Annotated in this window: 12 protein-coding genes; 6 read left to right on the top strand and 6 right to left on the bottom strand. The window is 57.0% G+C overall.

Annotated elements, in window-relative coordinates; genetic code table 11:
- The coding region (locus ABI171_RS24530) for a transposase (RefSeq protein WP_348095172.1) at positions 1-261 on the top strand (261 nt) is incomplete at its 5' end.
- A gap of 49 nt (positions 262-310) precedes the next feature.
- Here ABI171_RS24530 and arr read toward each other — a convergent pair.
- From arr to ugpB, 6 genes are all read right to left on the bottom strand, one after another.
- Positions 311-766, bottom strand: a complete 456-nt coding sequence (arr, locus tag ABI171_RS24525) for an NAD(+)--rifampin ADP-ribosyltransferase (protein WP_348095171.1) — start codon at positions 764-766, stop codon at positions 311-313.
- Between the two features lie 582 nt (positions 767-1,348).
- Positions 1,349-2,380: a serine hydrolase gene (locus ABI171_RS24520; RefSeq protein ID WP_348095170.1), complete on the bottom strand. Its 1,032-nt coding sequence runs from the start codon at positions 2,378-2,380 to the stop codon at positions 1,349-1,351.
- Between the two features lie 105 nt (positions 2,381-2,485).
- On the bottom strand, positions 2,486-3,565 hold the full coding sequence (locus ABI171_RS24515; protein ID WP_348095169.1) for a sn-glycerol-3-phosphate import ATP-binding protein UgpC: 1,080 nt from the start codon (positions 3,563-3,565) through the stop codon (positions 2,486-2,488).
- A 1-nt stretch (position 3,566) separates the two neighbouring features.
- Complete coding sequence (ugpE, locus tag ABI171_RS24510) at positions 3,567-4,418, bottom strand: sn-glycerol-3-phosphate ABC transporter permease UgpE (RefSeq protein WP_348095168.1); 852 nt, start codon at positions 4,416-4,418, stop codon at positions 3,567-3,569.
- A 165-nt stretch (positions 4,419-4,583) separates the two neighbouring features.
- Complete coding sequence (gene ugpA / locus ABI171_RS24505; protein ID WP_348095167.1) at positions 4,584-5,468, bottom strand: sn-glycerol-3-phosphate ABC transporter permease UgpA; 885 nt, start codon at positions 5,466-5,468, stop codon at positions 4,584-4,586.
- Between the two features lie 139 nt (positions 5,469-5,607).
- The gene (ugpB, locus tag ABI171_RS24500) at positions 5,608-6,921 is read right to left on the bottom strand and encodes a sn-glycerol-3-phosphate ABC transporter substrate-binding protein UgpB (protein WP_348095166.1); all 1,314 of its coding nucleotides are present in this window, start codon (positions 6,919-6,921) and stop codon (positions 5,608-5,610) included.
- Positions 6,922-7,292: 371 nt separating this feature from the next.
- On the opposite strand from ugpB, the gene ABI171_RS24495 reads away from it, so the two are divergent.
- From ABI171_RS24495 to ABI171_RS24475, 5 genes are all read left to right on the top strand, one after another.
- On the top strand, positions 7,293-8,432 hold the full coding sequence (locus ABI171_RS24495) for an acyl-CoA dehydrogenase family protein (RefSeq protein ID WP_348095165.1): 1,140 nt from the start codon (positions 7,293-7,295) through the stop codon (positions 8,430-8,432).
- 50 nt (positions 8,433-8,482) lie between these two features.
- Positions 8,483-9,394, top strand: coding sequence for an SDR family oxidoreductase (locus ABI171_RS24490; protein WP_348095164.1), 912 nt, complete (start codon positions 8,483-8,485; stop codon positions 9,392-9,394).
- An 8-nt stretch (positions 9,395-9,402) separates the two neighbouring features.
- Positions 9,403-10,554, top strand: a complete 1,152-nt coding sequence (locus ABI171_RS24485; protein ID WP_348095163.1) for a CaiB/BaiF CoA-transferase family protein — start codon at positions 9,403-9,405, stop codon at positions 10,552-10,554.
- An 86-nt stretch (positions 10,555-10,640) separates the two neighbouring features.
- The gene (locus ABI171_RS24480; RefSeq protein ID WP_348095162.1) at positions 10,641-12,299 is read left to right on the top strand and encodes an AMP-binding protein; all 1,659 of its coding nucleotides are present in this window, start codon (positions 10,641-10,643) and stop codon (positions 12,297-12,299) included.
- A 50-nt stretch (positions 12,300-12,349) separates the two neighbouring features.
- On the top strand, positions 12,350-12,667 hold the full coding sequence (locus ABI171_RS24475; protein WP_348095161.1) for an SCP2 sterol-binding domain-containing protein: 318 nt from the start codon (positions 12,350-12,352) through the stop codon (positions 12,665-12,667).
- Positions 12,668-12,674: the final 7 nt, after the last annotated feature.

Below are 12,674 nucleotides of genomic sequence, written 5' to 3'. Positions count from 1 at the left end.
GCTGACAAAGGCGATGACAGCGAGCGGATCAGGGAACAGATTGTAGTAATAGGAAGCCAAGTCGTCATCCCCAGAAAGCGTAATTCGATCAAGGGAAACGACGATCTCGACAGAGGCTTGTATCGATGCCGGCATTTGGTGGAGAACGCTTTTGCGCGGCTGAAACACTACCGCGCCTTGGCAACCAGATTCGATAAACTGAAAAGAAATTATGAGAGCGTAGTCGCCATGGCGTGTGCCTTTTTATGGTTGTCTATGTGAAACGTCAACAGACCCTAGCCTTTCGACGATGTTATTCAGAATAAATCGACTAGTCTTCAATCACAGCTAGTCCGTTACGCTTTTTTTCTCTGAGACCGTCGAGCATTTGCTGAAGCACTTCTGGTGGATGTCCAACCCAATCATTCACTTTACCGATGATTCTCACTGGCTGACGTGTGCGGTAGGATTGTGTCAGGTTTCCGGGAAAACGCTTATTTGTCAGGTTTGGGTCGTCCTCAAAAGTGCCTGTAGGCTCGACGATGTAGATGTAACCATTGCCCTCTACTCCGGCAAGCGATGTGGACAATTCCGCACCCCAGACAGCCGGCTCCAAGAGGGCAGTGAAATACACGTTGTTTGAGATCCGGCCCTCCTCGAAGTTAGATTCGAAACCGGGTACCAACAGGTCGCCTATTTCGAGGTCGTATCTGCTGCCGTGGTAGAAAGGCCCTTTCACTCTGGCACAGGTCTCATGCGTAACTGGAATCCAATCTACATTGCTCATTTGCACATCCCCTTAAAGTTTCATTTTTGGCCCAACGCCAACTTGAATGCGGTAGTCTGTTTTTGGCCGGACTTCGACCTTCGCGAAAGACCGAATTCGACTGTGGATTCAACCGGTGAATGCAACAGATTGATGAAGTCGTTCGGCCGGAGTGTCTCGGTCCACTATTCTCCAATAAACTGGGGGAGGCGCCCGGAACCTTTATGAATCCAAGTATCCTGAAATTGTTGTCGAGTATTTGATAGATGCGAACAAGTCGTTGGTAATCAGGTGAAATGTATGAAGAACAGCAATGCCACGTGATAGGCGCATTTGATTGGAAGTAAGCACCTTCGATGGTTTCTGGCTTCATGATTCCTCGTTGTTAAATGCGGACCGCCGGCTTACTTCCAGACGCGATTCGCGTTGGCATGCGATATCTCGCAGTGTAAATTGTAATGACTGTAATCAACTGTGACTGGGGTCGAACGCGAGGCTATGATACAGGCTCGCCAGAGACGTGAAAAAGCTGTCATTAAGTTGTCATTTCCACGTCTTAACGGCTAAATTCCAAGGAAGCGGTCATAAGCCAGATCGGAACCTTCACGCGTTGCGCGAAAATGCTGTCAGAATCGCCTTCAGGATAGTTTCGGAGCGAAGCTGCCCATAGCCATGGCCGTATGCGCTGGAGGTGACGACGACGACCATGTTCATTGACGGCATCACATAAATTTTATTGCCGCCATTGCCCGAGGCGAAAAATACCGGAACTTCCCTGTCTGCGACAACCTGTATTTTCGAATACCAGAAATAACCATAGTAATCGGCGTAGTGGTCCACTTCGGCGATGCTGACGTGCGGCGCCAACGCGGCGGCGATCCATGCGGCGCTGATCAACTGCTTGTCTTGATACTTCCCTTGGTCGAGCACGAGTTGACCGACCTTGGCCAGGTCGCGGGCCGATAATGACAAATTACCCTGTCCCTTGGTATGACCGGTATCGTCTCGCCCCCACTGCCATTGGACCACGCCCAGCGGTTCGAACAGTGCGGCACGGGCGAAATCCTGCAAATCCTGGCCTGTCGCTTTTTCGACTAACATCCCTGCGATGTATGCGGTCAGCGAGTTATAGCGGTACAGGGTTCCTGGCGGTGTCGCGCGCGGTACCTTCAGCAGGAAGCGGACCGGATCGGTCGCTGCGTCCAGCTTATCTTCATTGCCTGGCGAAGCGGGATCGTCGTCAAACGAGGCTAGCCCAGAGCGCATTGTCAGAACATCGTCAATGCTTGCGTCTCCAATCGCGCTGCCACTAGTCGTTGGCCAGTATTTATCGACTCGATCGGACACTTGGCCTAATTTGCCTCGGTCCATGGCTGCACCGACTAACAGCGCGGTAATGCTTTTACCCGCCGAGCGGACGTCGCGTAGTGTCTCCGACGTTTCACCATTGTAATAACGTTCCGCGATAATTTGACCTTCTTGCAGGACGACTACGCCTCGCAAATCCGCATGTTCGTCGCGGTCCCAACCGGTCAGTACGCTATTCAGATCCGCTTTTTCCGCCAGGGCAGGTTGAGAAAACACGCCGGCGCAAAGCAGCAGGCATAACACGCTGGCGCGAGGATTGAATCCCATAAAGGTTCTCCAAAAAACAGCCGCCGACGGCAACTCGTCATGTCCTTTTACATACTAACTGGCGGCAGCTTGGGTTGCGTTAACCCAAGCTGTATGAATCGGGCGTTACGCAAACTCGATGCGTTGCGTAGTTTGCGAATCAAACCAATGTAACGCCGCGGGATCGAAACCCGCAGTGATTTGCTGGCCAGCCGTGACCGTAGTCGCCGCCGGCACGCGCATCACCAGCAACTGGTCGCCAATCGAAGCATGCACCAGCAAATCGGCGCCTAAGGCCTCTACCAGCTCCGCCCGCATGCTCAAACCAGGCAGGCCAAAGATCAGTTGTTCAGGGCGCAGACCCATGATGCAGTCTTGACTGGCAATCGCATTGCAGCTTGATGGCAAAGGGATGGCGCTGGCATTTTCTATCATGAAGCTGCCGCCGTCCGCCGCCACGCGTCCGTGCAGCAAGTTCATCGGCGGCGAACCGATGAAGCTGGCGACAAATGTCGTGGCAGGGCGCGCATACACCTCGGCTGGCGTGCCGATCTGCTCTGCGCGGCCGCCGTTCATGACGATCATGCGTTGACCCAGGGTCATGGCTTCAACCTGGTCATGTGTGACATACAGACTGGTAGTGCCGAGTGTGCGATGCAGCTTCTGGATTTCCAGCCGCATCTGCACGCGCAGCTTGGCGTCCAGGTTGGACAGCGGTTCGTCGAACAGGAATACCGCCGGTTCGCGCACGATTGCACGTCCCATCGCTACCCGCTGGCGCTGGCCGCCGGACAGCTGGCGCGGCGTGCGTTCCAGTAGCGCGCCCAGTTCCAGGATCTTGGCGGCTTTTTGCACGCGCGTTTCGATATCGTCCTTGCTCAGGCCGCGGATCTTCAAGCCGTAAGCCATGTTCTCGTACACACTCATGTGCGGATACAAGGCATAGTTCTGGAACACCATCGCGATATCGCGGTCCTTCGGCTCCAGCTTGTTGACTACCCGGTCGCCGATGACGATATCACCCGAGGTGACTTCTTCCAGCCCGGCCACCATGCGCAGCAAGGTTGACTTGCCGCAGCCGGAAGGACCGACCATGACAATGAACTCGCCATCGGCGATATCGATTGAAATGCCATGGATGACATCGACGGCCTTGGGCGCCTTGCCGTAGGTTTTCTTGACGTTCTCTAGGTGTACTTTTGCCATATCACTTCTCGGAATCAACCAATCCTTTAACAAACCATTTTTGCATCACCACCACCACCAGCCCCGGCGGCAGCATCGCCAGCACCAGAGTGGCCATGACCATATTCCATTCCACCGCCGAATCGCCGCCAACGATCAAGGTCTTGATGCCGATACCGATTGGGTACATGTCCTGGTTGGTGGCGATCATCAGCGGCCACAGGTACTGGTTCCAGCCGTAGATGAACATGATCACGAACAGCGCGATGATATTGGTGCGCGATAGCGGCCAGATCACGTCCTTGAAAAAGCGCAAAGGCCCGGCGCCGTCGATCCGCGCCGCCTCCGCCAACTCGTCCGGAATGGTCAGGAAGAACTGGCGGAACAGGAAGGTGGCGGTAGCTGACGCAATCAACGGAATGGTCAGGCCGGCATAGGTGTTCAGCATGTGGAAATCGGACACCACCTGGTAGGTCGGCGTGATGCGCACCTCCACCGGCAGCATCAGCGTCATGAAAATCATCCAGAAGAATAGCGAGCGGCCGGGGAAGCGGAAGTAGGTCATGGCGAAAGCCGACAGCATCGAAATCGAGATCTTGCCGATGGCGATCGCCAGCGCCGAAATCAGGCTCACTACCAGCATGCGCGCCACCGGCGGCGACGAAACGTTGCCGGACGTGCCCTTGGTCAGCAGTGCGCTGTAGTTGTCGATGAAGTGGGTGCCGGGCAGCAGCGACAGCGGCGCCGCCGACGCTTGCTCCGCGCTTTGCGTACTGGCGACAAAGGCAATGTAGAGCGGAAAGGCGATGATGATGACGCCCAGGATCAGCACCAGGTGGCTGACCATGTCGAGGATGGGGCGGCGCTCAATCATGGGTGGCTTTCATGATATTACTGTCAGCCCTGTCATCCCCGTGTACGCGGGGATCCAAATTATCACATAACATGGCAGCCAAGATGGATTCCCGCGTGCGCGGGAATGACTCGGTCAGAAATGACTCGGTCGGAAATGACGTGTCGAGGTTGTTCAAGATATCTTTCATGCGTACTGGACTTTCTTTTCAACATACTTGAACTGCACCACGGTGAGGACGATGACGATGGTCATCAGGATCACCGACTGTGCGGCCGCGCCGCCCAGGTCGCCCCCCTTGAAGCCGTCATTGAACACCTTGTAGACCAGGATATCGGTATCCTTGCCCGGACCGCCCTGGGTGGTGGCTTCGATAATCGCAAAGGTGTCGAAGAAGGCGTAGACGATATTGACCACCAGCAGGAAGAAGGTAGTGGGCGACAGCAGCGGGAAAACAATGGTGGCAAAGCGCTTGACCGGTCCGGCGCCGTCGATGGCGGCGGCTTCGATCAGCGATTTCGGGATCGATTGCAGGCCGGCCAGGAAAAACAGAAAATTGTAGCTGACCTGTTTCCAGACGGCGGCGATCACGATCAGGATCATCGCGTGGCGGCCGTTCAGCACATGGTTCCAGTCGATGCCGATGTAATGCAGCCAGTGGGAGACGATGCCCAGGGTCGGGCTGAGCATGAACATCCACAGCACGCCGACCACCACCGGCGATACCGCATACGGCCAGATCAGGAAGGTCTTGTAGATGGCGGCGCCCTTGATGACGCGATCGGCAAAGGCGGCCAGGATCAGCGACAACGACAGGCCGAGTCCCGCAACCAGCACCGAAAAGACGGCGGTGGTCTTGAAAGAGGCGAGGTAATTGCTATCGGCGAACAGCGTACGGAAATTGTCGAACCAGACGAATTCCGAATAACCGCCGAAGGCATCCTGCAGCAGCATCGACTGGTACATGGCTTGTGCCGCCGGCCAGACGAAAAACAAAAGAGTGACAATGATCTGTGGCGCGACTAGCGCATAGGGCAGCCAGACAGATTTGAAGCGAGCGCGTTTTTCCACGATGGGACTTTCAGGGTGTGGCTAAGATGCAATTCCCGCAGTGTAGGTGAACACTGCGGGAAGACCAACTATTCAGGCTGTGCCGAAAACCATGGGCGCTTACTGTTGCTGTGCGGCCATGGTTCAGCGGTAGGGATAATTACTTGTTGGTTTTTTCAAAACGTTCCAGCAACAAATTGCCGCGTTCCACGGCAGTATCCAGCGCCTGCTTGGCAGTGAGCTTGCCGGTCCAGACATTTTCCAGTTCTTCGTCGATGATGGTGCGGATCTGCGGCATGTTGCCGAGGCGGATGCCGCGCGACTTGTCGGTGGTCTTGGTGATCATCTGCTTGACCGGGACATCGGTGCCGGGGTTGCGGTCATAGAAGCCGGACTTGCGGGTAATTTCGTAAGCCGCAAGCGTGGTCGGCAGGTAACCGGTTTCCTGATGCCACTTGGCTTGCACTTCCGGCTGCGACAGGAATTTGAAGAATTTCGCCACGCCCTTGTAGTCCTCGGTTTTCTTGCCGCCCATGACCCACAGCGAAGCGCCGCCGATCATGGTGTTTTGCGGTGCGCCCGGGACGTCGTTGTAGTAAGGCAGGGTAGCGATGCCGAACTTGAACTTGGAATTCTTGGCGATATCCGCATAGCTGGAAGACGAGCCGGTCAGCATGCCGCATTCGCCGGCATAGAATTTTGAAGTGGCTTCATCCTTACGGCCGGCATAAGTGAACAGACCTTGCTTGGCCCAGTTGGCGAGGTTCTCGATATGCTTGACGTGCAGCGGGCTGTTGAACTTGAGGCGCGTATCGAGGCCGTCGAAGCCGTTGTTCTTCGAAGCGAATTCAACGTTATGCCAGGTCGAGAAAGATTCCAGTTCCACCCATGACTGCCAGGTCGTGGTGTAGCCGCATTTGGCGCCGCTGGCTTTCAGTTTGGCAGCATCGGCCGCCAGTTCGGTCCAGGTGACTGGCGGCTTGTTCGGATCGAGTCCGGCCTTGGTAAACATATCCTTGTTATAGAACATGACCGTGGTCGAGCTGTTGAACGGCAACGACAACAAGCCGCCGCCCTTGGGTGCTGCATAGTAGCCGCCGATGGCCGGCAAGTAGGCGGCTGGATCGAACGGTTCGCCGGCCAGCTTCATGACTTCCGACACCGGCTTGATGGCGCCTTTGGAATACATCATGGTGGCGGTGCCGACTTCGAATACCTGCAAGATGTCTGGCGCGTTGCCGGCGCGGTAAGCTGCGGTCGCCGCAGCCATGGCTTCATCATACTGGCCCTTGTAGACCGGCACTACCTTGTACTCGGTTTGGCTCTTGTTGAATTCATCGGCCAGGCCGTTGACGCGATCGCCAATGGCGCCCGCCATCGAATGCCACCAGGAGATCTCGGTAACGGCATGTGCCGACACACTGACTGTGGCGAGCGCGCAGGCGATGGCTAGTGCGTTGAATTTCAATTTCATGGGGCCCCCGTAAAATTTTTTGATGATAGCGGATCGATATGACGACCGCGTGACGGTTTAGGACTCGTCCCAAACCGAGGTTCTGTAAAGCCGGATTCTATAGGTGACTTTATAGGCGGCGCAATGTTTGTTTTGGGGATTAGCTGCAGCAGTCTACCTGCGTGCCTTGTCCCTTGCCGGTAGTTGTTGCCCGTCACCGGAGTTTGGAAAATACACAAGTGTAATAAAAATTACTCATTACCCGAGGCATCGCACTAGCTTTAAGATTGACATGCGATAAATCCTTAAATACCATCGTTTGCATGGTTTTTCATTTAAAACCAATCTAAGTGTAAATTAAATTACACATTATAAAAATATCAGGAGACTCAATGATCCCGCGCCAGCTGTTCAATGCCGACCACGAAGAATTCCGCCAAAACCTGCGCCGTTTCCTCGATGCTGAAGTCTTGCCGCGTCACGCCGGCTGGGAAGAGCAGGGCTTTGTCGACCGTGATATCTGGCAACGCGCCGGCGAACTGGGTTTCCTTTGCACCAACATGCCGGAAAACTACGGCGGTTCCGGTGTCGACCGCAAATTCAGCACCATCGTGCTGGAAGAACTGGCCAGCACCAACGCCTCCGGTATCGGCTGGCCTTTGCACTCGGACATCGTCGCGCCTTACCTGCTGCGCTACGGCAGCGAAGAATTGAAACAGGCATGGCTGCCGAAAATGGCGGCGGGCACCGTGATCACAGCGATCGCCATGTCGGAACCCGGCACCGGTTCGGATCTGCAGGCGATACAGACCACGGCGATCGAGGATGGCAACGACTACATCGTCAACGGTTCCAAGATTTTCATCACCAACGGCTATAACAGCGACATGGTGGTGGTGGCGCTCAAGGTAGGCGACAAGGCGCGCGGCGCCAAGAATGTCTCGCTGCTGGTGATCGAAGCCGATCGCCCGGGCTTCAGCAAGGGCAAGCCGCTGAAGAAGATCGGCATGAAAGCGCAGGATACTTGCGAACTGTTCTTTGAAAATGTACGGGTGCCGAAGACCAATATCGTCGGCCAGGTCGGCGCCGGCTTCACCATGCTGATGCAGGAACTGGCCTGGGAGCGGCTGTTGATCGCCATCACCTCGGTGGCCAATGCGGAAGCGATGCTGGACCTTACCATCGAATACACGCGTGACCGCCAGGCGTTCGGCCGGTCGGTGTCCTCATTCCAGAATACCCGCTTCAAGCTGGCCGAGATGAAAACCGAGCTGCAGATTGCGCGGGTGTTTGTCGACCGTTGCGTCGAGCTGGAAGTCAAGGGCGAGCTGCGGGTGGACGCCGCCGCTGCCGCCAAGTACTGGTGCTCCGACCTGCAAGGCAAGGTGTTGGATCAATGTTTGCAACTGCACGGCGGTTATGGTTTCATGCAAGAGTATCCGATTGCGCGCGCCTTCATCGATGCCCGCGCCCAGCGTATCTATGGTGGCACCAATGAAATCATGAAAGAGATTATTTCGCGGACAATCTGAGCGTTAGATTGCCGGGAGCAGGTTTTTCCAATTAATTAAAGATAGATATCATGACAAATGAATTGCGTTACGACGGTCGCGTTGCAATAGTCACCGGCGCCGGCAATGGCCTGGGTCGGGTTCACGCTTTGCTGCTGGGAGCGCGCGGCGCCAAGGTGGTGGTGAATGACCTGGGCGGCGACGTCCACGGCGGCGGCAAGTCCAGCGCTGCCGCCGACCAGGTGGTGGCCGAGATTGTCGCCGCCGGCGGCGAGGCCGTCGCCAACTACGATTCCGTGGAAGATGGCGGCAAGATCGTGCAGACCGCGCTCGACCAATTCGGCGGCATCGATATCGTGATCAACAACGCCGGTATTTTGCGTGACAGCAGCTTCGCCAAGATGACGGAAGATGACTGGGATTTGATCTATCGCGTCCACGTGCTGGGTGCGTTCCGGGTGACTCATGCAGCGTGGCCGCACATGCGTAACAAGGGCTACGGCCGCATCGTCATGACCACATCTGCGGCCGGCATCTACGGCAATTTCGGCCAGGCCAACTACAGCATGGCCAAGATGGGTTTGATCGGCATGGCGAATACGCTGGCGGTTGAAGGCGCTTCCAAGAACGTACTGGTCAACATCATCGCGCCGCTGGCCGGTTCGCGCATTTCCGAGACAGTGATGCCGCCGCAAATGCTGGAAGCGCTGAAGCCCGAATACGTAGCGCCGCTGGCGGCTTACCTGTGTCATGAAAGCTGCAAGGAAAGCGGCAGCCTGTTCGAGGTTGGCGCCGGTTTCCATGCCAAGCTGCGCTGGGAGCGCACCCAGGGCCATCATTTCCAGGGGCAGGCTTTCGGTCCTGAGGAAGTGGCGGAGAAATGGGCGGAGATTGGAGATTTCAGCGACGCCACTTATCCCAAGACCATCGGCGAATCGCTGATGTCGATTCTGCAAGGCGTCAACTCACCGTTCGGCAAGTAGCACCGGCCATGGCCAATCCGCTCCTGTCCGGCATCCGGGTGCTCGACCTGACCCGTTTGCTGCCCGGCCCCTTTTGCAGCTTTTACCTGGCGCAACTGGGGGCCGAGGTAATCAAGCTGGAAGAGCCGCAGGGCGGCGATTACGCCCGCATGCTGGCGCCGGAGTTGTTCATCCTGGTCAATCGTGGCAAAAAATCGGTTACCCTCGACTTGCGACAGCCGCAAGCGGTCGAGGTGCTGAAGCTGATGGTGGCGGAAGCCGACGTCCTGATCGAATCGTTCCGGCCCGGGGTGATGGACAAGCTCGGCTGCGGCTATCAAACTTTGAAGCAGATCAATCCACGCCTGGTCTACGCAGCGCTGACCGGTTACGGCCAGACCGGTCCCTATAAAGACCGCGCCGGACACGACATGAACTACTGCGCGTATGCCGGTTTGCTGGATCAAACCGGCGTCGCCGATGGCGCGCCGGCACTCTCGAATTTCCAAAGCGCCGACCTCGCCGGCGGCGCACTCACCTGCGCCCTGGGCATCCTTGCCGCCGTGATTGGCGCGCAAGCGTCGGGGCAGGGCACGCTGGTCGACGTCGGCATGCTGGATGGCACGCTGGCGCTGCAGGCGCTGTCGCTGGCGACCATCCGCACCATGGGCGAAAGCCAGGCGCGCGGCGGCGACGTGCTGAGTGGAGGCCTGCCCAATTACAGCATCTATGTCTGCGCCGACGGCAAGCATGTGGCGCTGGCGGCGCTCGAACCCAAATTCTTTTTCAATTTCTGCAAGGCGGTCGACCGGCCCGACCTGGCTGCTTTGCCGTTGGCGCCGGGAGCGGATGGCGCTGCGTTGCGGAACGCCCTCGGCTTATTATTCAAGACGCGCTCACGCGACGAATGGGAAATCCTGCTGGCGGACCTTGATTGCTGCGTGTCGGGCATCTACAGCCCGCAGGAAGCACTCGCCAATCCGCAGGTCAAGGCGCGCGGCCTGATCAGAATGGAGGACGGCAAGCCTTTGTCGGACCTGCCGATCCGGTTTAGCGATGCCGATGTTACGGTAACTGGCGGCTGTCCGGCGCTAGGGGCGGATACCGCCATTGTGCTGGCGCAGCTGGCGGGGATTGATGACCAGGCGTTGGCCGCACTGGCGGCGAGCGGCGCGGTCTGAAGGATGTAAGTGTTGTAAAGCAAGTCGATAGAAAATATAAAAAAACCAGCAAGCAGCTTTCCTGAACTTCGTGCGAGGAGACACCCGTGGACGAACAAAAGAATTCAGTGCAAATGATGTTGCAATGGGCCGCGACAAAACCCAGTGCTCCTTGGCTGTTCCAGCCGGTTCTCGGGCAGTGGAAAACCACCACCTGGGCGCAAGGCAGCGATCAGATAAGGCGCATGGCAGCGGCCTTGAAAGCCATGAATTGGGAGCCCGGCAGCCGCATCTGCATCTCGGGCCGCAACACCGCGCACTGGATCATGGCAGACTTGGCGATCGCCATGGCCGGCCACGTCAGCGTCGGCATGTATCCCAAGCAGGCAGCGGCCACCACGCGCTATATCTTCGAACATAGCGAAGCCAAGGCGGTGTTCCTGGGGCCGATGCCGGACGCTGACGATTTCATGGGAGCGATTCCTCCCTCGGTCTGCACCATTTCTTTCCCCTATCAAGAAGCGCCGCCGGGACAACACAAGTGGGATGATCTGGTCGCCGCGACTGCACCGATGCCATTGGATGATTACCAGACGCCGCCGACGGAAGCGTTGATGACCTTGATCTACACCTCCGGCACCACCGGCAATCCGAAAGGGGTGATGCTCAGTTACGCCAATGTGCTGTTTGCGGTATACAGCATCATGAACCTGGCCCCATCCCCGGGTCAGGAGCGCTATTTTTCCTATATGCCGCTGGCCCATGCATTCGAACGTTTTGCGATTGCGCTGCCCAGTTGCTACAACGGTGGCGAGGTCCATTTCCTGGAGAATGTCGACAAGATGGGTGAACAGCTGGCGCAGGTAGCGCCGACCCGCTTCTTCGGCGTGCCGCTGGTCTATGGCCGGATCCAGACCGCCATCCTGCACAAGATGCCGCAACAGAAACTTGACCGCTTGATGGCAATACCCTTGCTGCGCACGATAATCCGGCGCAAAATCCGGGTCGCCGTCGGTTTGCAGAACGTGCGTTTTTGCCTGTCAGGAGCGGCGCCGATACCGGCAGCGCTGCTGGACTGGTACAAGCGCAACCTGGGTTTGGTGGTGCTGCAGGGATATGCGCCGACCGAAGCGTCGGTCTATTCCAGCGCTTGCCTGCCGGACCAGAATCGCATCGGCTCGGTCGGCAAGCCGCCGCAGAACGCCGGCTTCAAGTTATCCGATGATGGCGAAATCCTGTTCAAGCATCCGGGCTTGATGATGGGGTATTACAAGGATCCGGAAAGCACGCGCGCGGCGTTTACCGAAGATGGTTATCTGCGCACCGGCGACAAGGGCAGGGTGGATGAAGACGGCTATCTGTACATCACCGGCCGGGTCAAGGACATCTTCAAGACCGCCAAGGGAAAATATGTGGCGCCGGCGCCGATTGAATGTCTGCTGGCGCGCAATACGGACCTGGAAAACCTGCTGTTCATCGGCAGCGGCATGAATCAGCCGGTAATGGCGGTGACCCTGACCGCGACGGCCCGCAACAAGCCGCGCGCCGAGGTGGAGCAGGGCTTGATCGCCGATATGGCGTCGGTCAATGCGACGCTGGAGCCGCATGAAAAGATCGCCAAGTGCGTGGTGTTGAAAGACGCCTGGAGCATAGATAATGGCTTGATGACGCCGACCATGAAGGTCAAGCGCAATGAAGTGGAAAAGCGCTACGCCGGGCTGATGGAGCGGGAACTGCAGATACGCAGTGCGGTCGGATGGGAATGAATGGCGGAATATATCGGCAACAGATTTTTTAAATAACCAGAGGAAATGCAATGACAGTCAACGACATCATCAAACTCATGCCGACGGCGCTGGACAGCGCCGCTGCAGCGAACATGCAAAACACCATCCAGTTCGACATTTCAAAGCCGATGTACCTGCTGATCGACCACGGAAAATGTACCGCTCACGACGGCGTGGCCGATGCGTCCGACGTCACGCTGACGATGGCGGATGACGATCTGAAGGCCTTGCTGAAAGGCGAACTCAACGGTGCCATGGCGTTCATGAGCGGCAAGCTGAAACTGAAGGGCGACATGATGCTGGCGCAACGGATTCCTTCGTTGTTCGATGCCAGCAGGATCGCTTAAGCTTACC

The organism is Collimonas sp., assembly GCF_039923675.1.
In the GTDB taxonomy this organism is placed as follows: Bacteria; Pseudomonadota; Gammaproteobacteria; order Burkholderiales; family Burkholderiaceae_D; genus Collimonas.
Note: the sequence above shows the minus strand (reverse complement) of the source record. Positions and strands in the feature narration are given on the sequence as shown.